This window comes from Chitinilyticum litopenaei DSM 21440, from assembly GCF_000428145.1.
GTDB classification, from domain to species: domain Bacteria; phylum Pseudomonadota; class Gammaproteobacteria; order Burkholderiales; family Chitinibacteraceae; genus Chitinilyticum; species Chitinilyticum litopenaei.
The window spans coordinates 180,645-207,556 of the sequence record NZ_ATZJ01000001.1 but is presented as its reverse complement, the minus strand read 5'-3'; the positions used below and the strand labels follow the sequence as shown (position 1 = coordinate 207,556).

Sequence of the window (26,912 nt, the reverse complement as noted above, 5' to 3'; positions counted from 1 at the left end):
CTGCAGGCATCCTTCCCCGCCGTGTCCGCCATGCGCCTGCCCCCCCTTTCGCTGAGCCGTCTGCTGGTTTGTGCGCTGCTTGCCGTGCTGGTGCTGCATGCGCTGGGCTGGCTGGCGCTGGCGCCCGTCACGCAGCTGGAGCGCTGGAGCGAGGACGCGCGCATCCGCGCCACCGCCACCGGGCAGCTGCCGGCCGACCGCGTCGCCGTCATCGCCATCGACGAAGCCAGCCTCGCCAGCGTCGGCCGCTGGCCCTGGCCGCGCGCGACGCTCGCCACCCTGCTCGATACGCTTGACGGTCATTACGGCGTGGCGCGCAGCGGGCTCGACATCGTGCTGGCCGAAACCGAGCACAATCCGTTGCAGGACCGCTGGGATGCACTGTGCCAGCGCCTGCCCGCGGCCGACTGCACGGCGCTGGCCAGCGAATGGCGGGATGCGCTGGCGCCCGACGCCGCCTTTGCCGAGCGCGCGCGCCGGCTGGACGTGGTCGCCGGTTACTATTTCACGCCGGATGCGGCCCGCAGCGGCGCGCTGCCGCAGCCGGACTGGCGCGGCCCGCCCGCGCAGCTGGCCTGGTTCGTCACCGCGCAGGGCTACGGCGGCACGCACGCCGCGCTGGCCGGCGGCCTGCCCAGGGCCGGCTTCCTCAACCCGGAGATCGACGACGACGGCATCGTGCGGCGACTGCCCTTGTTGATCCGGCTCGATGAGGCGCTGTACGCCAGCCTCGCCGCGCGACTCGCCAGCCGCGACACGATCAGCCCCGCCTGGCTGGGCGACAGCGGCCGGCTCGACGGCGTGCTGCTGGACGGGCGACGCATTGCCACCGACGCACACGGCCGCATCCGCATTCCCTTCTATGGCCCGCCCAATACCCTGCCCACCTATTCGGCTGCAGCCATTATTGAAAAAAGGCTGCCAGCCAATACCCTTAAAGACAGAATCGTGCTGATCGGCGCGACCGCGCCGGGCCTGCAGGACATCCGCGCCACGCCGGTGTCGCCGCTGTTTCCCGGCGTCGAGGCGCAGGCCGCCACGCTGCTGGGGCTGCTCACCGACACGCTGCCGCAGGAGCCGGCCTGGGCGCCGCTGTTTGGCGCGCTGGCGACGCTGCTGCTGGGCGCACTGATGATCTGGCGGCTGCCTGCCGCCGGCTTTGCCGCCAGCCAGGCCTGGGCCGGCGGCGCGCTGGCGCTGCTGCTGCTCGCTGTGGGCTGGGCGTGGTTCGGCCAGCGCCTGCTGCTGCCGCTGGTCGCGCCGCTTTTGGCCATCGCGCTGCCCTATCTGTGGTTCGTGGTTGCCGCGCGCTGGCTGGAAGGCCGGCAGCGCCGGCAGCTGATGAAGCTGTTCGGCGAATACGTGCCGCCCGAGCTGGTCGCGCGCATGCAGGCCGACCCGGAGCAGTTCGACATGAAGGCGGAAAACCGCGAGCTGACCGTGCTCTTCGCCGACCTGCGCAACTTCACCGCCGTGGCCGAGGCGCTGCCGCCGGACGCGCTGGCCGAGCTGGTCAACGCCTACCTCACCGCCATGACCGAGGAAATCCACGCGCACCAGGGCACCATCGACAAATACATCGGCGACGCGGTGATGGCCTTCTGGGGCGCGCCCTTGCCCGACGCCGAGCATGCGCGCCATGCGGTCGCCGCCGCGCTGGCGATGCAGCGGCGCATGGCGCTGCTCAATCGCGACTTCGCCGCACGCGGCTGGCCACAGCTGGCGATGGGGATCGGCCTGCATTGCGGCGAAATGCGCGTGGGCAATATGGGTTCGCGCTTTCGCCGCGCCTATACGGTGATGGGCGACGCGGTGAACGTCGCCGCAAGGCTGGAGGCGCAGACGCGCCATTACGACGTGCCGCTGCTGGTCAGCAGCGAACTGGCGCAGGCCGTCACGCCGGCCATCCGCTGCCTTGCCATCGACACCGTGCAGGTCAAGGGGCGGCAGCAGCCCGTCGGCCTGTGCCTGCCGCTCGACCCCGCAGCGCCCTGGCTGAGCGCGGAAGAACAGCTAGGCTGGGACGAGCTGCAACACGCGCTCGCCAGCGGCAGCCGCAACGCCGCGCTGGCGCTGCTCGAAGCGCTGGAAAGCCAGGCGCCGGAACGAAAACTGTATGGTATCTACCGCAAAGCCTTGCTGGAAAAAGGCTTGACGGCCATAGGAGGCACCCCATGAGCAAAGCCCTTTCCCGCCGCACACTGCTGCAATGGCTGGCCGGCAGCCTGCTGATCGTCGGCAACCGCGCGGTCGCCGGCGCGTTTTTCCTGCCCAAGCCGGGGCTGCAGAAGGTCAAGGGCACGGTGCGCATCAACGGCAAAGCCGCCGTGGTGGGGCAACTGGTCAGCTGGGGCGACGAGGTCAGCACCGGCGCCGACGGCGAGGCGGTGTTCACGCTGGATCGCGACGCCTATCTGCTGCGCGCCAACAGCAAGGTGACGCTGGGCGTGGCCGCCGCCGAGCAGTTCATCAAGCTGCACAGCGGCAAGATGCTGTCGGTATTCGGGCCGGGGCCGAAAACCATCAGCACGCAGGCGGTGACGCTGGGCATCCGCGGCACCGGCTGCTATCTGGAAGCGCACGGCCAGCGCAGCTATTTCTGCCTGTGCTACGGCCATGTGGTGCTCGCGCCGACGGCCGATCCGCGCAAGGCCATCGAATACAGCACCGTCTACCACGACCAGCCCTACTGGATCGACGGCAAGATCATCGTGCCGACCAAGGACGTCATCAACCACACCGACGCCGAGCTGATCATGCTCGAAGCATTGCAAAACCGCCGCCCGCCCTTTGCCCAGGAACAGCGGATCGGCGGCGGCGGTTACTGAGGCAAATCCGGCGCGAACACTCAGCCGGCGGCGTGGCGCAGATGACGGTGGCGACGACGCCAGCGCGTTTGCCATACCCACAGCTGCAGCGTCAGCAGATAGCTCAGCGGGCTGAGCACCACGGCAAACACCGCCAGCCCCAGCAGCAGCGGCAAACCCAGCGCCAGCACGCTGTCCAGCCAGCCCAGGCCGCCGATGGCCGGCAGGCTGACCTGCTCCAGACCCGGCGCCAGCGTGATGCCCAGCTGGTGGGCCAGATAATAGATGGGGGCGTAGGTCAGCGGATTGCTGACGAGCGTGCTGGTAATGGCGACCGGCAGATTGGCGCGCAACAGCAGGGCGCAGGCCGCCGCCAGCGGGCTTTGCCCCACCGGCACCAGCATGCCGAAAAACACGCCGATGGCCACGCCCAGCGCCACGGTACGGCGGCGGAAACACCACAGCCCCGGACAAAACAGCCCCGGCCCCAGCCAGCGCAGGAAACGGTTGTTGCGCAGCTGCTCACGGGACGGCAGCTTGGCACGCAGATAGGTCAGCAAGGCTCGCATGGTGCTCTCCGCCAGACGCGTAAGCGAATACTTTACACCACCGGCGACCGCGAGCAAGCCCTGCGCTACCAGCGGCAGTCGCACACAAAAAAGCCACCCGCAAGGGGTGGCCGGCAAGGATGAAGCAATTGCGGCTTTTACCGGTGTCCCGCCCTGCCTGGTCTTTGCCGGCATCGGGACGGGTGCGCACAACGGGCCGTTCACGATCTGCTTGCTTTTGCGGTGCCAGCCAAAATCCAGCTCTGGCGCACACCGCAGCCTGCAGTCTACCGCATCAGGGTTAACACTTATGCATCAGAAAACGCTGTTGTTGCTTTGCGTGCATGCATCACCCCGGGAATGACCAAATAATAGAACGATCGTACAATATCATTCTGCCCGTCCGAGCCGTGACCATGTCTCCCCAGCGCAAGATCATCCACATCGACTGCGACTGCTTCTACGCCGCCGTGGAAATGCGCGACCGCCCCGAGCTGCGCGAGCTGCCGATTGCGATTGGCGGTTCGCCCGGCCAGCGCGGCGTGATTTCCACCTGCAATTATGTCGCGCGCCGCTTCGGCATCCACTCGGCCATGCCCACCAGCTGGGCGCTGCGCCAGTGCCCCGATCTGGTGCTGCTGCCGCATGACTTCGCCCGCTACAAGGACGCCTCGCGGCGCGTGCACGCCATCCTGCGCGACTACACCACGCTGATCGAGCCGCTGTCGCTGGACGAAGCCTATCTGGATGTCAGCGGCCTGCCGCACTGCCAGGGCAGCGCCACCAGAATGGCGGAGGAAATCCGCGCACGCATCCGCGCGGAAGTCGGCATCACCGCCAGCGCCGGCATCGCGCCGAACAAATTATTGGCAAAAATCGCCAGCGACTGGCACAAGCCCGACGGCCAGTTCGTCATCATCCCTGCCGAGATCGACGCCTTCATGCCGGCGCTGCCCATCGGCAAGCTGTGGGGCATCGGCAAGGTCACCGCCGCGCGGCTGGCGCGCCACGGCCTGGTGACGTGCGGTGACGCGCAACGCTGGACACTGGCCGAGCTCGATACGCAATTCGGCCGGCTGGGGCGCTCGCTGTATCGCCAGTGCCGCGGCATCGACGAACGCCCGGTGGAAACCGAATGGCAGCGCAAATCACTGTCGGTCGAGCACACCTACCCGAAAGACCTGCCCGACCTCGCCGCCTGCCTTGCCCAAACCCCCACCCTGTATGCCGACCTGAGCCAGCGTCTGCAAAGGCAACAGCTTGATACCCAACCCAACAAAGCCTTCGTGAAAATCAAGTTCCATGATTTCACGCAAACGACGATGGAATGCAGCGCCAGCCACGCCGACATGGCGCTCTTTGCAAAACTGCTGGAACAGGCCTGGCAGCGCGGCGCCAAACCGGTGCGCCTGCTCGGCGTCGGCGTGCGCTTTGCCGATGCCCCCGCCGCCAGCAAGCCCGCACCTCCCCGGCGCCCCTACACGCTGCCGCTGTGGGAGGAACTGGATCTCAGGCAGGGTTGAGCGCGCAGGCGCGGCTCACACCGCCAGCAAGGCCAGCGTGCGCGCGTCGGGCGCCGCCCCGCAGTGCAGCAAGGCCGCCGCGAATGGCGACCCGGGCGGGCTGACAGCGGCAAACAGCGTCATTGCTGACACGAATTTCAGATCGTCCGGCCTGCCGAACAGCAAACGCAGATCCGGGGCGGGCAGCGCCAGCACTGCCTGCGTGCATTCGTTCAGCCGCGCCCCCAGGATGGGGTGGGCCAGATACGCCAGCGCCTCGTCCCGCCCCGAAAGCGCATAGAACCGCGCTGTCGCGCTGCGCCCCAGGCCGGCCAGTTGCGGAAAGACGAACCACATCCAGTGCGAACGCTTGCTGCCGGCGCGCAGCTCGGCCAGCGCGTCGGCATAGCAGCCTGCCTGTGCGGTGATGAAGCGCTGGAGGTCGAAGGGATCGGTCATGATGCAGGCGAAATTGACGGAGCTTGTTCAGAGTAGCCCGCTGATGCTTGAATCGTGTATTGGCAATCAGGTGGATCGCAAGCCACGCCAAACTGCCCGCCAGCTGTGCCCGGATAATGCCCGGCAACCCTACCCACACCGCCAGCATGCTCAAGCTCGAATCCCTAACCCTCGCCGGCCTGCACCCGCAACTGCTCGCCGGTTTTGTCCGCCACCAGCCGGTGACTGAGGCCTGGCGCGGCGAGCATGCGGACTGGCGGCTGCAGCCCGTGACATTTACCGAAGACTGGGATGACGCCACGCTGGCCGACATTGTCGCGTCCGATTTCCGTCCCTGCCTGATCGAGGGCGGCGCGGTGTGGCTGCTGCGAAGCGAAAGTGGCGTACAGGCCTTCGCGGCGCTGTGCCGCCCGCGCTTCGGCAGCCGGCAGCAGTATGTGCAGCTGATGCAGCTGCACGTCAGCCTGCCCTGGCGCGGGCAGGGGCTGGGGCGGCGCCTGCTGGCGGCGGCGGTCGACCAGGCGCGCGAATGGGGCGCCAGCCATCTCTACGCCTCGGCACACTCGTCGCGCGAATCGGCCGCCTTCTACTTTGCGACCGGCTGGGTACCCGCCGCCGAGCCGCGCGCCGATCTGGTCGAGAAGGAGCCCTGCGACCTGCAGCTGGAATACGCGCTGCCACAACAATACTAGCCATGGTATGACAACACGGCCATACACCATAAATGGCTGTGTGGTTATACCCTACTCTTCCGTGCTCGGGTTCCAGTATGCCTGGCTGACCAGCGCGGAGCCGCCGAGGCGCTGCACCAATGCATCCAGCTCCGGGCCTTCGACCGAGGTGGCGGCCAGCGTGGCTTCGATTTCCACCTCGTGCTCGCCGTAGGGGCGGATGTCGAGATCGGCGGCGGGGTAGTTGCTGGCGTCGAGTTCGGCTTCCAGCAACGCACGGGCGGTTTTCTGGTGCTCGCGCGGCACGATCAGGTGCACGGTGTTGGTGACTTCGACGGCGGCGCTGTCGAGCGGCTCGCGGTTCATGCGGTTGACGATGGGGCGCAACAGCGTGTTGGCCGCCAGCACGAACAGCGTCGCCAGCAGAGCCTCGACGATCAGATCGGAACCGGCCGCCGCGCCGACCGCCGCCGAGCCCCACAGCGTGGCAGCGGTGTTCAGCCCGCGCACATTGCCCTCGCCGCGCATGATCACGCCGGCGCCAAGAAAGCCGACGCCGGACACTACATAGGCAATCACGCGGATCGCGCCGTCGCCGCCGCCCAGGCGGTTGGCAATGTCGACAAACACCGCCGCGCCGACGGCAACGAGCACATTGGTGCGCAGGCCGGCGGTGCGCTGGCGGTATTGCCGCTCGTAGCCGATCAGCCCGCCCAGCACGAAGGCCGTGCTGAGGCTGAAGAGCGTATCGAGCAGCGAAACGAGGCTGATGTTCTGGATGGCCTGCATGGTGTTCTCCCTGTGCGCCGGGCCTTATGCGGCCGGTCTGTTGTCATGGGGCCAAGCGTTTCAGCCGGCCTTGCGTCGCGCCAGGTAATCGGGCTGGAAGATGCACATGCGGATCACGTCGCGGTATTCGCCGTTGACGAAAAACTCGTGCCGCAGGATGCCCTCTTCCTGAAAACCCAGCTTCTTGTAGATGTGGATGGCCGGAGCATTCTCGCAATCAACGATCAGCGACAGCTTGTAGAGGTTGAGCGTGGTGAAGGCGTAATCCTGCGCCAGCGCGGTGGCGATCGAGGCATAGCCCTTGCCCTGGAATTCCGGCGCGATGATGATCTGGAACTCGGCGCGGCGGTGGATGTGGTTGATCTCCACCAGCTCGACCAGCCCCGCACGCTGGTGCTCGCATTCGAGCACGAAACGGCGTTCGCTCTGGTCGTGGATGTGCTTGTCGTAGAGGTCGCACAGCTCGACAAAGGCTTCGTAGGGCTCTTCGAACCAGTAGTGCATCACCGATTCGTTGTTGTCGAGCTCGTGGACGAAACGCAGGTCTTCGCGCTCCAGCGGGCGCAGTTTCAAGGGGCTGTGCGGCATGGGCTTTCCTCGCGGGCAAATGGGAACCGACTCGCTGTCAGGGCGAGCGGTTCCGCAAGTGGCTGATTTCGTGACTTATTTACCTGCGGCAGCGGCCATGCCGTCCAGACGGGCACGGCGCAGCATTTCCTGCTGCATGCCCGCCAGCTGCGCGCGGATCTGCTCGCGCACGGCGCCGGCGCCCAGGCTGGCCAGCAGGCCGTTGCCCGGTTGCCAGACGGCCTGGAACACGATGCGCGTCGCCTCGCCCTGTCCCTGCAGGCGCGTGGTGCTGCGAAACTCGCCCTGGCTGGCCGCCAGCGACTGACAGACGATTTCCTCCAGGCCGCGCAATTCGACGCGGATCAGCGATTCCGCGGCCAGGCTCAGGAGGCCGAAACGGTAACGTCCCTGCTGGCTGACGCGCAGCACATTGCCTTCGCGCCCGACAATCCGGCTGCTGGCGAGCCCGGGTACAAAGGCCGGCATCGCCTCGTAATCGGTCAGCACCGCATGCGCCAGCGCCGGGGCAACCGGGGGCTGGTAGCGGGCTTCGATCAGCAATTGTCCGCCGTCTTCGCGCACCTCGACCTGCACGGGCGAAGGCTCGGCGGCCCGCAGCAAGGCGGACAGGAACAGCAGGGCAAACAGGGCAAGCAGGCGCGGCATGCGGCGGTCTCCGGATAGCCTGCCCATGCTAGGCCGGAGATGATGACAGAAGCGTGACAGCAGGCTGCGGCATGCCCGTCGTGCACACCCGGCCACATACCCAACCCTGTGTATTCCTACAGCCAAGCCCCCAAATGATTCAGCTGCGCATACCCCTGAGCAGCCGGCCTGGCGGCACGCCGAAATGCCGCGCAAAGCGCCGGCAGAAGCTGGCGACCTCCAGATAGCCCGTGGCTTCGGCAACATCGGCGACATTGCCCTGGCCCGCCAGCAGCAGCTCGCGCGCGCGCGCCATGCGCTCGTTGATGATCAGCTGCTGCGGGCTGGCGTGGTAGTGGCGCTGGCACAGCCTGGAGAGCGTCGCGACGCTGACCCCCAGCTGGGCGGCCAGCAGCGCCACCGTCCATGGCCGGGTGGGATTGGCGTGAATGTCGGCCAGCAGGGCGTGCAATTCGCGCTGCAGATCGGGTTGCTGGCTGGCGTTCAGCGGCGCCAGCTCGCGCTGCAGCAGGTCGAGCACCTGCCGCACGCCGCCACCGGTCAGGCCACCGCGTGGCAGATTGGCTTCGTGATGCAGTGCGGCGATCGCATGATAGAGGCTCTCGGCCGTGGCGGTATCCAGCCGGCGCGTGGCCGGGCCGTTGAGAAAGGCCCATTGCTCGGTGTTTTCGAGCAGGAACCACGCCAGCCGCCACTCCCCGCCGTTGAGGCGAAAGCCGCGCCGACCGCGTGCCGGCAACAGCAGCAACTGGCCGGGACCGCAGGGCAGGATGTCCTCGCCGTCAATGATCTCACCCTGCCCCTCCAGACTGAACAGCAGCACATGGAACGGCGCCTCGATGCGCTCGACATGGTGATGCTCGCGCAGCCGCGACACGCCCGCCATCAGCACGCCCTGCTCGCGCAGCGCCGGCAGATAGTTGAAGTAGAACACCCGCCCGCCGACGCTGAGCTGTTCGGAGGCCGGCGCGACATCAAAGTATTCGTAATAGATGGTTGCCACAGCCTTGCCCGAGTCGTGATGGATTTGAACAATTCGCAGCCCACATTCCGACATTTACCACGGCATGTCAATGGCTTAGCTTACTCGGGCGTTTCGCTGCAACACGAAGCGCAAGAAAAGGAAAAGATCATCCGGAGGAAGCAAAATGCAAGATGTGAAAACAAGGAAAGCGCTGCTGTTCGCGCTGCCACTGGCGCTGCTCATCGGTCAGGCGCAGGCCGCTGTCATCAGCTGGGCCGGTTATCAGTGGGATGTGCGCAGCGGCGGTGGCGGGCCGGGCCCGAACAACTGGGACGAGCGCAATGTCTGGGTCGACGCCGACGGCAAGCTGCACCTGAAGATCGCCAACCGCAACGGCGTCTGGTCATCGGCCGAGGTGCGGCTGCTCAATCCGGCGCGCACGCATTTCGGCCTGTACCAGTTCCAGATCGAGGCACGGCCCGAGCTGTTCGACAAGAACGTGGTATTCGGCTTTTTCACCTACCCAAGCAGCGACGTCGGCGCCGATGCCACGCACGAGATCGACATCGAATTCGCGCGCTGGGGGCTGGATAACGCGCCGTTCGGCAATTACACGGTGTGGCCAACCGTCAGCGGCGCGGCCAACAGCTGGCACGGCTTCACCTTCAGCGAGCCATCGGGCATCAGCACGCACCGTTTTGCCTGGCAGGCCGACCGCGTCGATTACCAGTCGCTCGCCGGCCGCGTGGATGCCGGCGCCAGCGGTCGCGTGCTGGCCGACTGGCGCTTCATGCCCAGCGACCCGGCTGGCAGCAGCGTCGGCAATACACGCTTCAGCTGCAGCTCCGGCATCACCAGCCAGTGTCTGTCGCAATCGCCGCAGCAGTTCCTGATCAACCTCTGGCAATTCCAGGGCCGCGCACCCAGCGACGGCAAGGAAGTCGAGGTTGTGCTCAGCGGCTTCAGCTACATCCCGAACGGCACGCTGCCGACCGGCGCGACGCCGACTCCGACGGCAACACCGACGGCCAGCCCCACTCCGACACCAACGCCGACCGCCAGACCCACCGCGACACCGACGCCAACGGTCACCCCGACGCCAAGCGCGACACCGACCGCCACCCCGACTCCGGGTAGCGGCTGTTACGCGGGCTGGAGCGCGCGCAGCTACGCCGGCGGCAGCAAGGTCAGCCTGAACGGCCGCAATTACGAAGCGAAATGGTGGGCCGAAGGCAACGAAATCCCCGGCAAAACCGGCGAATGGGGCGTCTGGAAGGACGTCGGCGCCTGCGGTGGGGCAATTACGGCTACACCGACGGCCACTGCGACTCCGACCGTCACGCCGACCGCGACGCCTACTGCCACACCGACTCCGGTCGCCACCGCGACGCCGACCTCAACGCCGACCACGACGCCGGCTTGTCCGGCCTGGCAGGAAGGCGTGGCCTACGCGGTGAACGCCTGCGTGAGCTACCAGGGCAAGACCTATCGCTGCAGCATCGCGCACACGCCGCCGGCGGGTGGCGGCTGGACGCCGGCCGTGGTGCCGGCGCTCTGGCAAAACTGACAAGGCTCGCGCCCGACCCGACCAGGGGCGGGCGCACCGCCAGCGATTTCGGGGCTGCACTCGGCCCCGGAAGGGGCCGTCTCCCCGGCCCGCAGGGCGATCACCCTGACCTCCTTGCGCAGCAGACGACCGTCTGCTGCGTTTTTTTCAACTGATCGGCAAGGCTGCCCGGCAAACATCAAAATCTTTCCCGATTAGGTAGCTACCTCAGCAAAGTACAGTTCGTCATTCCGGCGAAAGCCGGAATCCAGCTGCAATGCCTGTTCGAGCGTCGCTCCGGATGCCGGCCTTGACCGCAGGGAATCCCCGTGGGACGCCGGCATGACGAGTTGCTGAGCTGGCAGCCTAATCAGGAAAGCCTTTGAACCACAGAGACACAGAGAAAAACGGGAGAAAACCCCTGAATTGCTGAGGGTTTTGCCTCCTCTGTGCTCTCTGTGTCTCTGTGGTGAATGCGGGTTTGGCTTGCAAAGCCTTGCCAATCGAAAAGGCCATTCACGCCTTGAGCAGGAAACCGCTCAGTTCCGGCAGGTCGCTGGCGCGGCGGCCCTGCTGGCGGCGGTCGAGCCCGGCGCGGGTATCGAGCAATGCATCGGCCTGTTCCCGGCGGCGCTGCAGCTGGCGGCGGTCGTGACCCAGGCGGCGTTCCTGCCCGTCCCAGCTGCTGGCACGGGCAGCATGGCGACGTGATGGCAAGCCAGCGGCCGGCTGCGCGCCCTGTCCGCCTGCAGCCTGCGTTTGCTTGACAGCCTCGGCAGGCGTGGCAAGGCCAAAGCGAAATAAACTTGTCAGAATCATGGAGTTAATGCTTGATAATCAGGTATTTACCTTATTATCGGCACACTGTAGTGGCTCTTGAGGCGCTTGTCTTCCTGCAGCGCAGCATCGGCGTGAATAGTAGCGTGCGCTTGCCACGCAATACGCGCAAGATAAGCGAAGATTACCCCGGAGGCCGCATGCAGCACGGCGAACGCTTCAACACCCTCAGCCACCTGATCGGCGCCCTGCTCGCCACCGCGGGCCTGACGCTGCTCGTCGTGTTCGCCAGCCTGAACGGCGACGCGTGGCAGGTGGTGAGTTTCAGCATCTATGGCAGCACGCTCCTGCTGCTCTACCTCACCTCGACGCTGTACCACGCGCTGTCGGGGCGCGCCAAGGCGGTGTTCCAGCGACTCGATCACTGCGCGATCTACCTGCTGATCGCCGGCAGCTACACGCCGTTCACACTGGTGACGCTGCGCGGCCCCTGGGGCTGGACGCTGTTCGGCATCAACTGGGCGCTGGCGGTGATCGGCATCGTGCAGGAGCTGCTGATCGGCCGGCGCACGCGGCTGTTCTCGATGCTGATCTATGTGGCGATGGGCTGGCTGATCGTGTTTGCCGCCGGCCCGCTGGTAGCCGGGCTGGCCACGCCAGGCCTGGCCTGGCTGGTCGCCGGCGGCGTGATCTACAGCGCCGGCATCTACTTCTTCATCAACGACGAACGCATCCGCCACGGCCACGGCATCTGGCACCTGTTCGTGCTGGCGGGCAGCGTCTGCCAGTTCGTCAGCGTGATGTTTTATGTGAACTGATGGGTATCGGCCCAAACCCATTTATTTAAAATGGCCACAGAGCAATACCCCTCCAGGCTGGATTGTCCGACGGCCGGTTCAGGCGAAGTTGGTGGATCGATGCACGCTATGCTGTCGAGGGCAATGCAGAGGAAAATGCACGGCACACGACGCGGCCTGTTATGTAATCAAATTTGAACTAACGTATGCAGAAATGGATTGGTTCTCCCACAGGGAGCTGAACAGGAAATTCAAAAATCCAAATAATTAACCACCCACATCAAACTCAGACTTATTTAAGAAAGCCCTTCAACGACTGAACGGATTTCAGACAATCTTTCAGATTTCCACCCCATTGCTTTTTCCACAGCAAAGCTGCTTCAGACAGTTTCCCCGCCTGAACCAATCTCAAAAGTTGATCCCTCTTATCATCGGAAAATTTCTGCAGCCTTCGAACATCAAGGGAACGTGGTTCACCAGACCTTCCTGATGGGTCTCTCGTCATTACATCGCCATGCAAGCCATAAATTGGCAATGACGCCCCACCCATTTTCGTAAAACGGACATTAATCTCCGTTTCCAACTGTTCAGAAATACTCACATGCTCTGTTGGCCAATCAATAAGCTGGGCCATGTTATAGAGCATATCTACCTGAGTTTCGCGAACGACATCAACCAAATCCTCCACATCGTGGCCACTATCCAGCAACCTGCGTACTGTGGCGCCGCCTATTTTCGCAAGCAGCTCAGGCTTTGTTTCATCAATAACAAGTTTCCATAGCCCAGAAATCAACATTTCATGCAAAAGTGAACGAGCATCTTTATTCAGGATGTCATCTGCTATTGATTCAGAAACTACAGAATTCAATCCGAGGATTTCCAAGTCTTCTGCAATTTTGCTCTTCATCGCCAAGTGGCCTCAAATCAGTTGCGAAACACCAGCAACAATATGGGGTCCCGACTGTTTGTCAACAGTCTGTAGCGAATCGCACTTGTTCGTGTCTGCCTGAATGCTCAGTGCAGCTTCAGCGTCGGCCTGGCGACGCGGCGCAGCTTGTCGCCTATCCACAGGAGACCGGCGAGGATCCAGCCGTGCACGGCGGCCTGGTGCAGGCGGTAGAGCGAGGCGTAGATCAGCTTGGCGCCGCGCCCTTCCACATAGTAATTGCGCTGCGGACCGACGATGGCCGCGAGGCTGCCGACCGCCGTGTGCTTGCCCAGCGACACCATGATGCCCTGCGGCTTGAAGACGAAGGGCTTCACCTCGCGCCCGGCCAGGCGGTCGTTCAGCGCGCCGGCCAGCCAGCTGGCCTGCTGGTGGGCGACCTGCGCGGTCGCCGGCAGCGCCGGGCCGCCCTCGCCATTGGGCGCGGCGGCGCAGTCGCCAATCGCGAACACGTTCGGGTCGGTCAGCGTCTGCAGCGTGGTGGTCACCTCGATCTGGTTCAGACGGTTGGTGGCCAGCCCCAGCGTGGTCAGCCAGTCGGCGGCCTTCACGCCGGCGGCCCACACGCGGATGTCGGCATGGATGCGGCGTCCGTCGGCCAGCTCGAAGCCGTCCTCCGTCACTGCGGCGACGCGGCTGTTGCAGGCGACCAGAATGCCGCGCTCGGCCAGCGCGGCGGTGGCGTACTCGGACAGCGATTCGGGTGCGCCCGACAGGATGCGCGGCGCGCCCTCGATGATGGTGATTTCCAGCTGCGCGGGGCTGAGACTGGCGCCGAGGTTGTGCATTTCGCGGATGGTGTGGTCGATCTCGGCGGCCAGCTCGACGCCGGTGGGGCCGGCGCCGACGATGCCGATGGCCAGCTTCTGCACCGGGTTGCCGCCCGATGACACCGCGAAGCTCAGGTCAAGGATGCGGCGGCGCAGCCGTTCGGCGTCATCCGGCGTGTTGAGGAACATGCAGTGCGCTTGCGCACCCGGCGTGCCGAAATCGTTGGCGATCGCGCCCAGCGCCAGCACGACGGTGTCGTAAGTGATTTCGCGCGCGGCGGCCAGTTCGCTGCCGTCAGCGGCCAGCACCGGGGCGATATGGATCGCCTTGCGCTCGCGATCGAGACCCGCCATCCAGCCGAATTCAAAGCGGTAGCCATTGCGCCAGGCGTGGCCGAAATAATTGACCTCGTCCTCGCCGGTATTGAGCGCGCCGGTGGCCACCTCGTGCAGCAGCGGTTTCCAGATGTGCGTCGGCGAGCCGTCGACCAGCACGATTTCGGCGCGCTTGCCGCTGCCGAGCGTGCGGCCCAGCCGCGTTGCCAGTTCCAGTCCGCCGGCGCCGCCGCCGACGATCACGATACGGTGCAGTTTGCTCATGGTGCGATTCCCGTGCGGCTGCGCTCGTCCTAAGGACAGCGCGCAAGTGGTGGCTCACGCTACAGCGTAGGCCATTCGTGGCGGCGCCCGGCGCCTCGCGTGCAACGGCCGGGCAGGTGGCGCAGCGCTTATTCGGCGATGACGACCAGATCGCCGAGGTATTCGCGGGTTTTTTCGCCCCTGGGCCAGCAGACTTGCGCGAGATCGCCGTCGATCTTCAGCACGCGGCCGTCGATCTTCTCGGCGGAAGTGAGGCCGGCGCTGCGGTTGACGCGGGCGTTGACGGGAATCAGGTACTGGCGGCCGGAAACGGCGTCGACAAGCGATGAAAGCAGCTTCAGCATGATGGTCTCCTTGTGCTGTTGATGTAGTATTGCTACATATATTACTCTTCACACAAAGTAACTCAATTACGAAATGTGTGAATATGCACAAGGCATGCCGGGAGATCACGGAAAGGCTGCGGCCTCAGTCAACCCTGTTGGCGTAGGCTGCAGCGGACGCGCTCTTGGGCATGCGCGCGGCGCGGTTGCCCATTTCGCCGAGCATGGCGCGAAACTGCTGCTCGACCTGCTCGCGCAGATAGGATTCGGCAATGCTGGCCAAGAGGCCATTGGCCGGCACCCAGTCGGCCTGGAACTGCACCAGTGTCTGCCCGGCATCGTCGCTGAGCCGGGTCAGACTGCGGTACTGGCCGTTCGCGGTGTCGAGCGCCTGCGCGGCGATGCTGTCCAGTCCGTGCAGTTCGATGCGCCGCTGCGAGTCGAAGCTGAACGACAGCAGGCCATAACGGTACTCGCCCTGCTGGGCGATGCTGAACACATTGCCCTGGCGGGCCAGTACGCGGCTGCTGCGCAGATTGGGAACAAATTCGGCCATGTGGTCAAAATCGGTCAGCACGGCAAAGGCCAGGCCGCGCGGCACGGCGGCACGAAAGCTGGCCTTGAGCAGCACGTGGCCGCGCTCGCTGCTGCTTTGTACCTGAACGATGGCGGGTTCGGCGCGTGCAAGGTGCTGCGCCAGCAGCAGCGCAAGACAGGCGATGGTCAGCAGTCGCAGCACGGGCAGCCCTCCCTAGGCTCTGTTGAGGTTTGATTAATTTTTACGCGATGGGCTCTTTTGCCTCAGTGCAAGGCATTCGGTGCGCCGCAGTACCAGTACTGTCAGCGGCGAATAACGCCGCAATGAGGCAAAAGAGCCCATCGCCCGCAGGGCAGCCCCGCCATTCTTGCCGGAGGCTTTGTCACCAATGCTCGCAAGTACTCGTACTTGCTGTAGCGCTGTTTCGCACCCCGGCAAGCTGGCGGGGCTGCGTAAAAACTAATCAAACCTCAACAGAGCCTAGGTTCATGATCACCCCGCGTCAGCGGGTAGCGTGTCAAGGTAGCCGATTTGCCGCCTCAATGCACGACGATCACGCCATCCCAGTGGTAGCCGGCGATGATTGCCGCGATCCCCAGCAAGACCACGGCGGTTTCCAGCGGGCCATCCGGCCCATACCAGGGCGTGTCGTCCAGCGGGGCGCTGACTGCGGCCGGGGTGGGCAGCAGGGGGCGGATGATGTGCGCGAGGCTGCGCTGGTAGGCCTGCGGGCTGCCGTCGCAGGCCAGCCGCACGCGGTCGCCCTGCGGCGAGACGTCGAGCTCGGCGGCGCTGAGCTGGCCCTGGTGGTGATTGATGTGTTGCTGCAAGGCTTGCAGCGCGTCGCGGCAATCCTGGCTGGGGGCGGGGTTTGCCGCGCCGGCGTCACCGCTGGCCAGGGCCAGCGGCGCGAGCAGCAGAAAGGCCAGCAGGGCGAGAAGGTGTTTACAGTAGGCCATACAGCATTTTGCTCGCCAACACGATCAGCAGCCCGGCGAACAGTTTTTTCAGGGTGACCACCGGCAGGCGGTGCGCCAGCGCGGCGCCGACGCGAGTCAGCGGCATGCTGGCCAGCACGATCAAGACAAAGGCGGGTATATAAATGAAGCCCATGCTGTAATTGGGCAAGCCGGCAATACCCATGCCACTGATCACATAGCCGACCGAACCGGCCAGCGCGATCACCACGCCGATCGCCGCCGAGCTGCCGATCGCCTCGCGCAGCGGCACGCCGCACCAGCTCAGGAAAGGCACCGACAGCGAGCCGCCGCCGATGCCGACCCAGCTCGACGCGACGCCGATCACGCCGCCGGCCGCGCCCAGCCCCGCCGTGCCGGGCAAGCTCCGCGCTGGGCCGGTCTGGCGCTGCGCCAGCATCTGCCAGGCGACCAGATAGGCGAACAGCACAAAGATCCATTGCAGCAGCGCGCCGGACATCCGCCCGGCCAGCTGCGCACCGGCGAAGGTGCCGACGACGATGCCGGGCGCGATGCCGCGCACCACGGACCAGCGCACGCTGCCGCGGCGGTGATGCGCGAGCATGCTGGCCGCGCCGGTAAACATGATGGTTGCCAGCGAGGTGCCCAGCGCCACGTGCTGGATATGGCTGGCCGGCACACCGGCCAGCGGCAGCACCAGCAGCAGCGCCGGCACGATGACCAGCCCGCCGCCGACGCCCAAGAGGCCGGCCAGCACACCGGCGACGCCGCCGACAGCCAGGCAGGCGAGGATCAGCGTCAGCATGCCAGCAGCTCGCGGATGAACGACCACTCGGCCGGCGTCACCGGCGTGATCGACAGGCGATTGCCGCGCTTGAGCACCTGCATGTCGGCCAGCTCGGGGTAGCGGCGCATCTCCTCCAGCCCCAGCAGGCGCGTGCGCGCGACAAAGCGCACGTCGACCTGCTGCCAGCGCGGCGCATCAAGCGTCGATTTGGCGTCGAAATACTTGCTCGCGGGGTCGAACTGCGTCGGGTCCGGGTAGGCCAGCCGGCAGACCTCGGCCAGCCCCGCCACGCCGGGCTCGGCGCAGCTGGAATGGTAGAACAGCACGCCGTCGCCGATCTGCATCGCGTCGCGCATGAAGTTGCGCGCCTGGTAGTTGCGCACGCCGTACCAGCCCACCTCGCCCAGCCGGGCCAGATCGGCGATGCCCACGTCATCCGGTTCCGATTTCATCAGCCAGTAGTTCATGCGCGCTCGTCCAGGCAAACAATCCGTCGTTTTTACCATAGAAAAGGGCTTGCGCGCCGGATGGCGGGCAAGCCCTGCGTGCGGGAGGGTACAGGCTTACAGCAAGAGTGCGCTGACATCCAGCGTGGTCACGCCCAGCAGCTGGATTTCGTACTCGGCGGCCAGATCGGCGTCGTTGCTGATCTGCAGCACGCCGTCGGCAAAGCGCACCTGGCCGGTGGCGTTGCCGCTGAAGGCATTGCCGCCGATAAAGGTGAAGGCATTATTGACGGTCGTGGTGGCCGGCACGGCATCAAGCGCCGAAAGGTCGATGCGGTCGCCTTCGGCGGCATTGAAGTCGAGGATGACATCGCGCCGGCTGCCAAGGCCGAGTTCGGCATAGGCCAGGAAGACAAAGGCATCGGCCCCCAGCCCGCCCTGCAGCTGGTCGGCGCCGCCGCCGCCAATCAGGATGTTGTTGCCGTCATTGCCCTGCAGGACATTGTTGAGCGTATTGCCGCGGCCGGTCAGTGCGGCGCTGCCGGTCAGCAGCAAACGCTCCACCCCGGCGGCCAGCGTGTAATCGACACTGGCATGGACGGTGTCGATGTCGGTCCCGATCTCGACGATCCTGTCCAGCACGTGGTCGACATGGTAGGTGTCGGCGCCATAACCGCCGTTAAGGGTATCGGCGCCAGCGCCACCGTCCAGCACGTCGTTGCCGTTTCCGCCATTCAGGATATTGTTGCCCGCATTGCCGGTGAGCGTATTGGCCAGGGCATTGCCGGTGCCGCTGAGGCTGGCGCTGCCAAGCAGTGTGAGGTTTTCCAGATTGGCGCCCAGCGTGAAGTTGACCGAGCTGAAGACGCTGTCGATTTCGCCGGCAACGCTGCTGGTTTCCTGCACCTTGTCGCCAATATTGTCGACAAAGTAGCGGTCATGGCCGCTGCCGCCAATCAGTACATCGGCGCCGGCGCCGCCATCCAGCGTGTCATTGCCGTTCTGGCCCAGCAGCTTCTCGTTCTGCGCGCCGCCGTTCAGCGTATCGTCACCAGCCGTGCCTTCGATGGTTTTCAGGCCGGTAGTGAATTTCAGCGCGGTCGTGGTATTGAGCCCGGCGTAGTTGTTGCCGGCCAGGTCTTTCACCACGCCACTGGCCATCTTGACGTAATAGACGGTGCTGGCGTCCAGATCCTGCACCGGATTGATCGTCAGCGTGCTGCCGCTGATGCTGACCTGACTGCTGTCGCTGATATTGATGCTGTGCACCAGTTCGCCGGACAGCTTGAATATCTGGATCTGGCCACTGCCGGCCTTGATTGCCTCGCTGAAGGTCAGCGTGATGTTGCTGTTGGTCGCGACATCGGTGCGGCCATTGTTCGGGCTGGCGAGCGTCAGCGTCGGGGCGACGAGGTCGGCCAGCGCGGCTTTCAGCGTGTAGTGGCCGGTGCCGGCGCCGGCATCCCAGGCAGCCAGATAGTAGTTGCCGGTGAGGCTGACCTTGACGGTGATGCGTGCATTGCCATTGCCGCCGCCATCGTCGTTGTAGGCGACAAAGCTCAGATAGGGGCTGTAAAGCTCAAGGTAGGGATTGCTCAAACCGGCGTCGCCACTGCGCTGCAGGTCGAAGACATAGGTCTTGCCGGCAGTCAGCGCTACCTTGAAGACATCGACATCGTCGGTGTAGTTGATCGCGCCGCTGCTGGCCGCGCCATTGACCAGCACCACGCCGGTCGTGGCGGTGCTGTTGGCGTAATCATCAACACTGGAGACGGTGGTGGTCGTGCTCTTGGTGCTGAAATTCAGCGTCGCGGCATCGGCAATGCCGGCAAAACCGTTGCCGCTGAGGTCACGCAGCGCGCCCTGCTCGACGGTGACGTAGTAGGACTGGCCACCCAGCAGGTCATTGGCCGGATTGATGGTCACCGTGCTGCCGCTGATGGCAACCTGGCTGGCGTCATTGGCGGCAATGCTCATTGCCACGCTGCCATCGGCCTTGTGCACGCGAATCAGCCCGTTGCCGGCAACGACGGCCTCGCTGAAGGTCAGCACGATATTGCTGCCGACCGCAACATCGCTGCCATTGTCGGCCGGCGAGGAGCTCAGCAGTGTCGGTGCAAACGTGTCGGTACTGCCCGACGAACCACTGCCACTGCTGGCCAGCAGATCCTGCACGGTTTTCAGTGCGTCGCCAAATTGCACGTATTCAAAACCGAAGAGCCAATCCAGCCCGGTATTGCCGCCCTGCATCGAGAAACCCTGGGTTTCCGGATCATAGGTGAAGGAGTATTGCGCGTAGTAGCCGGTCACCAGCGCGGTATCGATGCCAGCGCCGCCATAGAGCCAGTCATTGCCGCCACCACCTTCCAGCCTGTCGTTGCCGCCGCCGGCTTCCAGGCGGTTGGCCACGTCGTTGCCCTGCAGGAAGTCATTGCCATTGCCGGTTGTGGCGTTCTCGATCACGCAACCGTAGGCGATGGCGATGTTGTTGCTCATGTTGTTGCACGAGGAATACTTGCCGCTTTGCAGGTAGACGGTCGAATTGCTGCTCCAGCCGGCGAGGTTGAGCGTGTCGGTGCCGCCCGAGTCGAAGATCGTCAGGATGGGGTTCTGGTTGAAGCTGAAGTCGTAGATTTCGCGCGCCGTGCCGCTGACATTGCTGCCAAAGCCGTAAACGGTGTCGCCCAGCCGCGTGGTGGTCGAGACGCCATACATGGCCTGGATGGCCATGATGTCGTGCAGCATCGGCGTTTGCGCCGAATAGGTGACGCCGTTGGCGGCCGTCCAGTCGGCCTGCATGACCTCGGCGCTGTACAGTGGCGCAGCCCCCTGCGGGCCGAAGTAGGACATGATCGAAAAGACGGCCGAATCCTGGTAGGACGACGGTGTCCAGCTGCCGCCGCCGTTGTAGTTGCCCATGTGCTCCAGCCCCATGGCATGACCGATCTCGTGCATGGCGGCCATGTAGCCGTAGGAACCGACCGTGGTGCTGGTCAGCGATGTGTGGCCGGCATTGAACCACACGCTGCCGATGGTGGGATGGTAGGCGTGGGCGTAGCTGATATTGGTGGTGGTATAGGCGAGCTCGATGTTCGAGCCGCTGCTGACTTGCGCAAAGCTCTGCGGAATCAGTTCATCCCAGCTTTGCAGCGCCAGCTTCAGCCAGACTTGCTGGCTGGCCGTTGCCGCCTTGAATCCGGTCGCCTCGCCCTGCGAAAACATGCCCGAAGCCAGCGTGGGGAAGGCATAGGTGATGGTGGAGCCGGTCCATTTCTCGCCAGAATTGAGCTGATCAATCACCTGCTGATTGGTCCAGTTGGCTGCAGTCATGGCGTACCCCGTCGGTGTTGGCAAAGAGCGGATCGGGCTGGCTTGTGCTTACAGCGCGACCGTAAGTAATGCTAACACACTCTTTTTTCAGGGATTAATACCGTTCATTAGATTTTCATGATATTCGGATAAACGGTGCCGCTACCACTGCGCGGCCAGCCCCAGGCTACTGCATTGCGCCAGCGCACGGGCGGCGCGATAGTCGTCCAGCGGCAGCACGACAAAGGTCTGGAAATCGGCCAGCTCGCTGCCCAGCGCCACCAGCATCAGCTCGGCCTCGTCCAGATAGAGGCGGAAGTAATCGAACATGGCGGCACGGGGATCGTCGGCATCCAGCACGGCGCGGCGGGCGCGGCCATCGGGTTCGGGGATGTGGATGTCGCGCGCGGCGACAATCGGCAGGGTATTGAGCAGGGCCACGCCTTCATCGTGCCAGGCCTGCCACTCGAAGCTGGTCAGCTGCCCCGCTTCGTCGAGCACGTCGGCCAGCAGCGCCCAGCGCAGGCGGACATCGGCGGGAAAGCTGCCGATGCGCGCATCAAACAGCCGTGCAGCCTGCTCCTCACCAATGCAGTGGCCCAGAAAGGCCAGCAGCTCGCTGTAGCCCGGCCGGCAGGCGGGCAGCAGGCTGGCGGCCATGCGCTGCAGGGCCGCGCTCAGCAGCGCCTCATCTTCCTCATCCAGCAGGTAATAGCTTTGCCCGCCCGCCTCGGCCTCGTCGGGCAATGCACAAATACCCTTCACTGTATTGCTCTCCAGCCAAATCTTGTATTCGCGCTGATCAGCATACCCAGGGTCAATAATCAGGACATCCGGGTAAATCGTGTGACGGGTGGCAAACTGGCCATCCGGCCAGCTCAGGCCATCGTCCGCACCCAGCGCGAGCAGCTCGTGCAGCGCGGCTGCGGTAAGTGAGGAATAGGAAGGAAAAGCGGGCATGGTTCATCCGGCCTGGCAGGAAGTCATCATCATGCCCGCGCGCCGCGGGCACGCCAACCGGCAAGCGGCATCGTGTATCGCGGACGTCTGGTCAGGCCCACTGCAGCCAGACCAGCCGCGTCAGCAGCAGCAGGGCCAGTACGAGGAAAAGTTGCCGGATCCAGCGGTTGCCACCCCGCAGCGCCAGCCAGGTGCCGCATTGCGCGCCGGCCACATTGGCCAGCGCCATGGGAATGGCAACGCTGAAGAGCACCAGCTTGGCCGGAATGAAAAAAGCCAGCGCCGCCGCATTGGTGGCGAGATTCACCACCTTGGCGCAAGCGGTGGCGCGCAGGAAATCAAAGTGGAAACAACGCACGAACAGGAAGACCAGAAAGGTGCCGGTTCCTGGCCCGAAAATGCCGTCGTAGAAGCCGATTGCACCACCCAGCACCATGCCGGTGAGCACATCGCGCCGGCTTAGCGGGCGGTCGGCATCGGCGGCGCCAAATGCCGGGCGCAGCCAGGTGTAGACCAGCATCAGCAAGAGCAGGCCGATCACCAGCGGGCGCACCCAGTCGGCCGGCAGCCAGTGCACCACACGCGCCCCCAGAAAGCTGCCGGCAAAGGCGCACAGTGCCGCGGGCAACACCAGTCGCCAGGGAATGCGGATACGGCGCACATACGACCAGCACGCCGATGCCGTACCCCAGATGGAGGCAAATTTGTTGCTGCCCAGCAGCAGCGCCGGCAATTCACGCGGCAATGCGGCAAAGAGGGCGGGCAATTGCACCAGCCCGCCACCGCCGGCGGCGGCATCGATCAGGCCGGCAACAAAGGCCAGCGGCACCAGCAGCAGCAGGGTTTCGGTCATCACCGCAGCCTCCAGGTTCTGTTGACGTTTTGTTTGCGTTCCCGCTGGAGTGATTTTTGCGCCGAATCAAGGTGTTGCGAGCGCCGCATAACGAGTTATGTCAGCGAAGCAACAACGCGGAGTCGGCGCAAAAAGCGCCCAGTCCTCCGGATTTGGCTGTTTTTGGCCTGACCCTGCGTTGCAAAGCCCTTGCATAGAACGACTATGCGGCGGGCTTCGCGCCTTGTTTCAGGCCAAAAACAGCACAAACGGGCAGCGCAAACAAAACGTCAACAGAACCTAGGCAAACGCTCAGCATGCCGCAGCGTGAACAGCAGGCCAAGCGGGGAAAACCTGCAGCACGTCAGACGGAAAGCGCGTGCCGGCGCCAACCCGCACCTGACTGGCAAGACGCCGGACCGTCATGCCCGCGCAGCCAGGCATACAGCATGCAAGGCGCCTGGCCGGCTTCCCGCCTGCGCCCGCAGCAAGTTCGCGCGGGGCACGGAAACAACGGCCCTGACCCTTTGCCGCTTGCCCATCAGGACCCGGAATGACAAAGCCCGCCGGATGGCGGGCTTAGCGGAGCTGGCGCTTACTGCTCTTGCGGCAGGGGCGGCAGGCTGATGCTGTTGTCGCGGCTGTACTGATAATCCTTGAACACATGCTCGGCGGTCAGCAACTGGTAGCTGCCATCCGCCAGGACATTGGTCGTGTCCTTCAGGCGATAGGTGTAATGACCGCAGGTCCAGCAGTCGAAGTTGCGCATGTGCGTGCACAGGCAGGTCTTCTCGTAGACATGAATCTCGGAGATTTTCTTCACGCCGGGATTGTCATCGAGCACCTTGTTGTAGGCGCTGACATAGGAGCAGTTGCCCTTGGCGTCGAGCAGATAACCATAGGCCTCGCAATTGGGCTTGAGGCCGGAGCCGATGGCCGGGCTGCTCTTGATCATGCGCATCGGGTAGCCGGTCGGGGAAATCTCGTTGACTTCGATCTGGTCTTCGCTGGCCTTGAAGTATTCCTGCTTGACCTTGTCCGGCAGCCCGCATTCACGGGTGACGGTGAAGCGGGTTGCCACCTGCACGGCGCCACAGCCCATTTCCAGGTATTTGACGGCATCGCTGCCGGTGAAGATGCCGCCGGCCGGAATCACCGGGATGGCCAGGTTTTCCGCCTGCAGCCACTCCAGCACTTCCCTGACGATGGTTTCGAGATCGTACTTGTCCCAGTCCATGCCAAAGCCGAGGTGGCCGCCGGCCAGCGGGCCTTCCACCACCACATAGTCGGGCAGACGGCCGGTGCGGGCCGACTTTTTCAGGAACAGCTGCAGCGCGCGTACCGAGGACACGATGATGCCGAGCTTGGCATCACGAAAGCGCGGGTGATCTTCCATCAGCGCAAAGGAGCCCAGATGCAGGCCCGCCGCCAGCGTGATGCCATCGATGCCGGCATCCAGCGCGGCATGCAGGCGCACGCGCAGCGTGTCCTTGGGCGAGTTCATCGTCAGCTTTTCCATGACATTGATGAACACCATGCCGGCGCCCTGCTTGCGCTCCATGGTTTTCAGCACATGCATGCGCTGCGCGTCGGCCAGCTGTTCAAGGTCGAACTGCACGACGGACTTGTCGGCGTTGTTCACGTTGAACTTGTACTTGGCCAGCTTTTCCTTGACGTATTTCGTCTGATAGCGGCGGTCGGTGACCGTCTTGATCATGGCGTCGGAAATATGCCCGATGCCGCCGAGCCGGCAGGCTTCCAGCGCCAGATCGGCCGTTGAAATATCCACACCCATGCCGCCGATCATGATCGGCACATATTCCTTGTCGCCAAATTTCAGACGAAAATCATCAACACACTTCATTCAGGCTATCTGCTTGCACTGCACGGCCAGGAAGTCGCACGAGCGCCATAATGTAAAGGCTGAATCATATCCTGAATTGCGCTCCGCCGTGCAGTCCGTAAGGGACATTCCGACGGACTACTGCCGGTCATATTCACGCCCACCGGCTGTTTCCCCAGAGCAACAAAGGGGGCGCAGTGGTTTCGGGGGGCGACACCGTGTTGCAGGAAATCACGCCGCCCGGCTACGCCGTCAATGCACACGCCGCAAGCAATCGCCAGAAGAGGCCTTCCTGAGCCGGCAGCGGGGGGCTCTCAGCCCAGCAGATTCAGCAGAAACGGCAGCAGCAAGGCGGCCAGCACGAGGCCACACAGTAGGCGGCGCACGCGGCGGCTGCGCAGGCCGGATTCCGGCAGGTCCGGCGCCGGCACAACCGGTCTGGCCGGTGCAGCGGACTTGTGCTGGGTCCGCTTGCGAAACGGCACGATCTCACCCATGTGATGCTCTCCGGAAGCTGCCCTGCAATGCGCGCGCGGGCAGAACAATCATGAAATGCTTGCTATACGTGCACAGCCATACGCCGGCAACCCTTGCGCCACTTTGGCTTGCCGGGAATACCCACCGGCAAAAGCAAACGGGCAGCCTGGTGGCTGCCCGTTCTTGCTACTTGGACTTGCTGGCTTCCGCTCAGTGACCGCGATGCTTCATCTTCGACAGCACACCCAGCTTGGCGACTGCTTCGATCAGCTCGGCCTGCGCCATTGCGAATTCCATCGAACCGGAGTGGTTCTTCAGCGCTTCTTCTGCCTTGCGCTTGGCCTCGATGGCCTTGGCTTCGTCAATGTCGGCACCGCGAATCGCGGTGTCGGCCAGTACGGTCACCACGTGCGGCTGCACTTCCAGCAGGCCGCCGGAAACGAAGAGAATGACATCCTCTTCGCCGGTGTTCTCGGCTCGCTTGATGCGCAGTGCACCGGGGCGGATACGGGTGAGCAACGGTGCGTGGCGCGGCAGGATGCCGATCTCGCCCTTGTCGGCCGGCGCCGAGATGAACTCGGCGGTGCCGGAGAAGATCAGCTCTTCGGCGCTCACAACGTCCACATGCATGGTCATCGCCATGGCCTACCCCCTTATTGCAAGGTCTTGGCTTTTTCGATTGCTTCCTCGATGCCGCCAACCATGTAGAAGGCTTGTTCGGGGAGGTGGTCGTAATCGCCGTTGAGAATGCCCTTGAAGCCCTTCAGGGTTTCCTTGAGCGGCACATACTTGCCCGGGGAACCGGTAAAGACTTCAGCAACGTGGAACGGCTGGGACAGGAAACGCTGGATCTTGCGAGCGCGGGCGACGGTCAGCTTGTCTTCGGCCGACAGTTCGTCCATACCCAGAATCGCGATGATGTCCTGGAGTTCCTTGTACTTCTGCAGGGTGGATTGCACGCCACGGGCAACGTAGTAGTGCTCTTCACCAACGACTTGCGGATCCAGCTGACGGGAAGTGGAGTCCAGCGGATCAACGGCCGGGTAGATACCCAGCGCGGCGATGTCACGGGACAGTACCACGGTCGCGTCCAAGTGGGCGAAGGTGGTCGCCGGCGACGGATCGGTCAAGTCATCCGCCGGTACGTATACGGCCTGGATGGACGTAATGGAACCGGTCTTGGTGGAAGTAATACGCTCTTGCAGGGCACCCATTTCTTCCGCCAGCGTCGGCTGATAGCCTACGGCGGACGGCATACGACCCAGCAGCGCGGATACTTCGGTACCGGCCAGGGTGTAACGGTAGATGTTGTCCACGAAGAACAGGATGTCACGACCTTCGTCACGGAAGTGTTCCGCGATCGACAGACCGGTCAGGGCCACGCGCAGACGGTTGCCCGGCGGCTCGTTCATCTGGCCGTAAACCATCGCCACTTTATCAAGAACGTTGGAGTCCTTCATTTCGTGGTAGAAGTCGTTACCTTCACGGGTACGCTCACCAACACCCGCGAATACGGACAGACCGGAGTGGGCCTTCGCGATGTTGTTGATCAGTTCCATCATGTTTACGGTCTTGCCGACACCGGCACCACCGAACAGACCAACCTTGCCACCCTTGGCAAACGGACAAATCAGGTCAATAACCTTGATGCCGGTTTCCAGCAGATCGATGGTCTGGTTCAGCTCATCGAACTTCGGGGCGGGTTGGTGAATGGCGCGAACAGTTTCTGCGTTAACCGGACCGGCTTCGTCGATCGGGTTACCCAGCACGTCCATGATGCGGCCCAGCGTGGCATTACCAACCGGCACCGAAATCGGGTTGCCGGTATTGCCCACGCTCATGCCGCGCTTCAGACCATCGGTCGTACCCATGGCAATGGAACGCACTACGCCGTCGCCAAGCTGCTGCTGGACTTCCAGCGTCAGATCCTGGTCAACGAGCTTGAGTGCGTCATACACCTTGGGCAGGGAGTCACGCGGGAATTCCACGTCGACTACCGGGCCGATGATTTGCACGATTTTACCTTGGCTCATCGTCGTTTCCTAAA

Annotated in this window: 27 protein-coding genes; 6 read left to right on the top strand and 21 right to left on the bottom strand. The window is 64.1% G+C overall.

Annotated features, from left to right (window positions below; translation table 11 throughout):
* Positions 1–30: 30 nt before the first annotated feature.
* Positions 31–2,178 (top strand): CHASE2 domain-containing protein, encoded by a 2,148-nt coding sequence (locus C515_RS18930; RefSeq protein ID WP_043647600.1) that lies wholly within the window; start codon positions 31–33, stop codon positions 2,176–2,178.
* On the top strand, positions 2,175–2,828 hold the full coding sequence (locus tag C515_RS18925) for a FecR family protein (protein ID WP_051304490.1): 654 nt from the start codon (positions 2,175–2,177) through the stop codon (positions 2,826–2,828). The genes C515_RS18930 and C515_RS18925 overlap by 4 nt, the downstream gene beginning before the upstream one ends.
* A 20-nt stretch (positions 2,829–2,848) precedes the next feature.
* Here C515_RS18925 and C515_RS0101005 read toward each other — a convergent pair whose 3' ends face one another.
* Positions 2,849–3,376 (bottom strand): DUF2062 domain-containing protein, encoded by a 528-nt coding sequence (locus tag C515_RS0101005; protein ID WP_028454003.1) that lies wholly within the window; start codon positions 3,374–3,376, stop codon positions 2,849–2,851.
* Positions 3,377–3,771: 395 nt separating this feature from the next.
* Here C515_RS0101005 and dinB point away from each other — a divergent pair, with 395 nt between their 5' ends.
* Positions 3,772–4,878 carry a DNA polymerase IV gene (gene dinB / locus C515_RS0101000; RefSeq protein ID WP_028454002.1) on the top strand — a complete coding sequence of 369 codons (1,107 nt, stop codon included), beginning with the start codon at positions 3,772–3,774 and terminating at the stop codon, positions 4,876–4,878.
* A gap of 15 nt (positions 4,879–4,893) precedes the next feature.
* On the opposite strand, the gene C515_RS0100995 is transcribed toward dinB, so the two are convergent.
* A complete protein-coding gene (locus C515_RS0100995) occupies positions 4,894–5,316 on the bottom strand; it encodes a DUF1810 domain-containing protein (protein WP_028454001.1) in 423 nt (140 codons plus the stop codon).
* 116 nt (positions 5,317–5,432) lie between these two features.
* On the opposite strand from C515_RS0100995, the gene C515_RS18920 reads away from it, so the two are divergent.
* Positions 5,433–6,008 carry a GNAT family N-acetyltransferase gene (locus C515_RS18920; protein WP_051304489.1) on the top strand — a complete coding sequence of 192 codons (576 nt, stop codon included), beginning with the start codon at positions 5,433–5,435 and terminating at the stop codon, positions 6,006–6,008.
* A gap of 51 nt (positions 6,009–6,059) precedes the next feature.
* Here the strand turns inward: C515_RS18920 and C515_RS0100985 are convergent, their stop codons facing one another.
* The 4 genes from C515_RS0100985 to C515_RS0100970 all read right to left on the bottom strand — a co-directional run bounded on the left by C515_RS0100985 (position 6,060) and on the right by C515_RS0100970 (position 9,015).
* The gene (locus C515_RS0100985; RefSeq protein WP_028454000.1) at positions 6,060–6,776 is read right to left on the bottom strand and encodes an MgtC/SapB family protein; all 717 of its coding nucleotides are present in this window, start codon (positions 6,774–6,776) and stop codon (positions 6,060–6,062) included.
* 60 nt (positions 6,777–6,836) lie between these two features.
* Positions 6,837–7,364: a spermidine N1-acetyltransferase gene (gene speG, locus C515_RS0100980; RefSeq protein ID WP_028453999.1), complete on the bottom strand. Its 528-nt coding sequence runs from the start codon at positions 7,362–7,364 to the stop codon at positions 6,837–6,839.
* Positions 7,365–7,439: 75 nt separating this feature from the next.
* On the bottom strand, positions 7,440–8,012 hold the full coding sequence (locus C515_RS0100975) for an SRPBCC family protein (protein WP_028453998.1): 573 nt from the start codon (positions 8,010–8,012) through the stop codon (positions 7,440–7,442).
* Positions 8,013–8,151: 139 nt separating this feature from the next.
* Entirely contained in the window at positions 8,152–9,015 is an 864-nt protein-coding gene (locus C515_RS0100970; protein WP_158380757.1) for a helix-turn-helix transcriptional regulator, read from the bottom strand.
* A 145-nt stretch (positions 9,016–9,160) separates the two neighbouring features.
* Here C515_RS0100970 and C515_RS24245 point away from each other — a divergent pair, with 145 nt between their 5' ends.
* Entirely contained in the window at positions 9,161–10,543 is a 1,383-nt protein-coding gene (locus C515_RS24245) for a carbohydrate-binding protein (protein WP_051304488.1), read from the top strand.
* Between the two features lie 495 nt (positions 10,544–11,038).
* Here the strand turns inward: C515_RS24245 and C515_RS0100960 are convergent, their stop codons facing one another.
* Entirely contained in the window at positions 11,039–11,341 is a 303-nt protein-coding gene (locus C515_RS0100960) for a hypothetical protein (RefSeq protein WP_028453996.1), read from the bottom strand.
* A gap of 158 nt (positions 11,342–11,499) precedes the next feature.
* Between C515_RS0100960 and trhA the strand changes: the two genes are divergently transcribed.
* On the top strand, positions 11,500–12,117 hold the full coding sequence (gene trhA / locus C515_RS0100955) for a PAQR family membrane homeostasis protein TrhA (RefSeq protein ID WP_028453995.1): 618 nt from the start codon (positions 11,500–11,502) through the stop codon (positions 12,115–12,117).
* Between the two features lie 271 nt (positions 12,118–12,388).
* Here trhA and C515_RS23375 read toward each other — a convergent pair whose 3' ends face one another.
* The 14 genes from C515_RS23375 to atpD all read right to left on the bottom strand — a co-directional run bounded on the left by C515_RS23375 (position 12,389) and on the right by atpD (position 26,898).
* A complete protein-coding gene (locus tag C515_RS23375; RefSeq protein ID WP_144290287.1) occupies positions 12,389–13,003 on the bottom strand; it encodes a hypothetical protein in 615 nt (204 codons plus the stop codon).
* 107 nt (positions 13,004–13,110) lie between these two features.
* Complete coding sequence (locus C515_RS0100945; protein WP_028453993.1) at positions 13,111–14,412, bottom strand: NAD(P)/FAD-dependent oxidoreductase; 1,302 nt, start codon at positions 14,410–14,412, stop codon at positions 13,111–13,113.
* 128 nt (positions 14,413–14,540) lie between these two features.
* Positions 14,541–14,756, bottom strand: coding sequence for a hypothetical protein (locus tag C515_RS0100940; RefSeq protein WP_028453992.1), 216 nt, complete (start codon positions 14,754–14,756; stop codon positions 14,541–14,543).
* A 124-nt stretch (positions 14,757–14,880) separates the two neighbouring features.
* The gene (locus C515_RS22100; RefSeq protein ID WP_051304487.1) at positions 14,881–15,474 is read right to left on the bottom strand and encodes an SRPBCC family protein; all 594 of its coding nucleotides are present in this window, start codon (positions 15,472–15,474) and stop codon (positions 14,881–14,883) included.
* Between the two features lie 338 nt (positions 15,475–15,812).
* Positions 15,813–16,232 carry a hypothetical protein gene (locus C515_RS0100930; protein ID WP_028453991.1) on the bottom strand — a complete coding sequence of 140 codons (420 nt, stop codon included), beginning with the start codon at positions 16,230–16,232 and terminating at the stop codon, positions 15,813–15,815.
* On the bottom strand, positions 16,219–17,016 hold the full coding sequence (locus tag C515_RS0100925; protein ID WP_028453990.1) for a sulfite exporter TauE/SafE family protein: 798 nt from the start codon (positions 17,014–17,016) through the stop codon (positions 16,219–16,221). The genes C515_RS0100930 and C515_RS0100925 overlap by 14 nt, the downstream gene beginning before the upstream one ends.
* Positions 17,010–17,465, bottom strand: a complete 456-nt coding sequence (locus C515_RS0100920; RefSeq protein ID WP_028453989.1) for an EVE domain-containing protein — start codon at positions 17,463–17,465, stop codon at positions 17,010–17,012. Before C515_RS0100920 ends, C515_RS0100925 begins: the two co-directional genes overlap by 7 nt.
* A 96-nt stretch (positions 17,466–17,561) precedes the next feature.
* Entirely contained in the window at positions 17,562–20,774 is a 3,213-nt protein-coding gene (locus C515_RS0100915; protein ID WP_028453988.1) for an Ig-like domain-containing protein, read from the bottom strand.
* 141 nt (positions 20,775–20,915) lie between these two features.
* On the bottom strand, positions 20,916–21,713 hold the full coding sequence (locus tag C515_RS0100910; RefSeq protein ID WP_028453987.1) for a DUF6630 family protein: 798 nt from the start codon (positions 21,711–21,713) through the stop codon (positions 20,916–20,918).
* Between the two features lie 91 nt (positions 21,714–21,804).
* Complete coding sequence (locus C515_RS0100905) at positions 21,805–22,566, bottom strand: sulfite exporter TauE/SafE family protein (RefSeq protein ID WP_028453986.1); 762 nt, start codon at positions 22,564–22,566, stop codon at positions 21,805–21,807.
* A gap of 574 nt (positions 22,567–23,140) precedes the next feature.
* The gene (locus tag C515_RS0100900; protein WP_028453985.1) at positions 23,141–24,409 is read right to left on the bottom strand and encodes a nitronate monooxygenase; all 1,269 of its coding nucleotides are present in this window, start codon (positions 24,407–24,409) and stop codon (positions 23,141–23,143) included.
* Positions 24,410–24,702: 293 nt separating this feature from the next.
* Positions 24,703–24,885, bottom strand: coding sequence for a hypothetical protein (locus tag C515_RS0100895; RefSeq protein ID WP_028453984.1), 183 nt, complete (start codon positions 24,883–24,885; stop codon positions 24,703–24,705).
* Positions 24,886–25,075: 190 nt separating this feature from the next.
* Entirely contained in the window at positions 25,076–25,507 is a 432-nt protein-coding gene (locus tag C515_RS0100890) for a F0F1 ATP synthase subunit epsilon (protein ID WP_028453983.1), read from the bottom strand.
* Positions 25,508–25,518: 11 nt separating this feature from the next.
* The gene (atpD, locus tag C515_RS0100885; RefSeq protein WP_028453982.1) at positions 25,519–26,898 is read right to left on the bottom strand and encodes a F0F1 ATP synthase subunit beta; all 1,380 of its coding nucleotides are present in this window, start codon (positions 26,896–26,898) and stop codon (positions 25,519–25,521) included.
* Between the last annotated feature and the right edge of the window lie 14 nt (positions 26,899–26,912).

Bases quoted from the DNA above. Each gene is read 5' to 3' on its own strand.
- C515_RS0101005 (WP_028454003.1), bottom strand. From the start codon at position 3,376: ATGCGAGCCTTGCTGACCTATCTGCGTGCCAAGCTGCCGTCCCGTGAG.
- atpD (WP_028453982.1), bottom strand. From the start codon at position 26,898: ATGAGCCAAGGTAAAATCGTGCAAATCATCGGCCCGGTAGTCGACGTG.
- C515_RS18925 (WP_051304490.1), top strand. From the start codon at position 2,175: ATGAGCAAAGCCCTTTCCCGCCGCACACTGCTGCAATGGCTGGCCGGC.
- C515_RS0100910 (WP_028453987.1), bottom strand. From the start codon at position 21,713: ATGCCCGCTTTTCCTTCCTATTCCTCACTTACCGCAGCCGCGCTGCAC.
- C515_RS0100975 (WP_028453998.1), bottom strand. From the start codon at position 8,012: ATGCCGCGCCTGCTTGCCCTGTTTGCCCTGCTGTTCCTGTCCGCCTTG.
- C515_RS24245 (WP_051304488.1), top strand. From the start codon at position 9,161: ATGCAAGATGTGAAAACAAGGAAAGCGCTGCTGTTCGCGCTGCCACTG.
- C515_RS18920 (WP_051304489.1), top strand. From the start codon at position 5,433: ATGCCCGGCAACCCTACCCACACCGCCAGCATGCTCAAGCTCGAATCC.
- C515_RS0100985 (WP_028454000.1), bottom strand. From the start codon at position 6,776: ATGCAGGCCATCCAGAACATCAGCCTCGTTTCGCTGCTCGATACGCTC.
- C515_RS0100890 (WP_028453983.1), bottom strand. From the start codon at position 25,507: ATGGCGATGACCATGCATGTGGACGTTGTGAGCGCCGAAGAGCTGATC.
- speG (WP_028453999.1), bottom strand. From the start codon at position 7,364: ATGCCGCACAGCCCCTTGAAACTGCGCCCGCTGGAGCGCGAAGACCTG.
- C515_RS0100960 (WP_028453996.1), bottom strand. From the start codon at position 11,341: ATGATTCTGACAAGTTTATTTCGCTTTGGCCTTGCCACGCCTGCCGAG.
- trhA (WP_028453995.1), top strand. From the start codon at position 11,500: ATGCAGCACGGCGAACGCTTCAACACCCTCAGCCACCTGATCGGCGCC.
- C515_RS0100905 (WP_028453986.1), bottom strand. From the start codon at position 22,566: ATGACCGAAACCCTGCTGCTGCTGGTGCCGCTGGCCTTTGTTGCCGGC.
- C515_RS0100925 (WP_028453990.1), bottom strand. From the start codon at position 17,016: ATGCTGACGCTGATCCTCGCCTGCCTGGCTGTCGGCGGCGTCGCCGGT.
- C515_RS0100930 (WP_028453991.1), bottom strand. From the start codon at position 16,232: ATGGCCTACTGTAAACACCTTCTCGCCCTGCTGGCCTTTCTGCTGCTC.
- dinB (WP_028454002.1), top strand. From the start codon at position 3,772: ATGTCTCCCCAGCGCAAGATCATCCACATCGACTGCGACTGCTTCTAC.
- C515_RS0100945 (WP_028453993.1), bottom strand. From the start codon at position 14,412: ATGAGCAAACTGCACCGTATCGTGATCGTCGGCGGCGGCGCCGGCGGA.
- C515_RS0100895 (WP_028453984.1), bottom strand. From the start codon at position 24,885: ATGGGTGAGATCGTGCCGTTTCGCAAGCGGACCCAGCACAAGTCCGCT.
- C515_RS0100915 (WP_028453988.1), bottom strand. From the start codon at position 20,774: ATGACTGCAGCCAACTGGACCAATCAGCAGGTGATTGATCAGCTCAAT.
- C515_RS0100900 (WP_028453985.1), bottom strand. From the start codon at position 24,409: ATGAAGTGTGTTGATGATTTTCGTCTGAAATTTGGCGACAAGGAATAT.
- C515_RS23375 (WP_144290287.1), bottom strand. From the start codon at position 13,003: ATGAAGAGCAAAATTGCAGAAGACTTGGAAATCCTCGGATTGAATTCT.
- C515_RS0100940 (WP_028453992.1), bottom strand. From the start codon at position 14,756: ATGCTGAAGCTGCTTTCATCGCTTGTCGACGCCGTTTCCGGCCGCCAG.
- C515_RS18930 (WP_043647600.1), top strand. From the start codon at position 31: ATGCGCCTGCCCCCCCTTTCGCTGAGCCGTCTGCTGGTTTGTGCGCTG.
- C515_RS0100995 (WP_028454001.1), bottom strand. From the start codon at position 5,316: ATGACCGATCCCTTCGACCTCCAGCGCTTCATCACCGCACAGGCAGGC.
- C515_RS0100920 (WP_028453989.1), bottom strand. From the start codon at position 17,465: ATGAACTACTGGCTGATGAAATCGGAACCGGATGACGTGGGCATCGCC.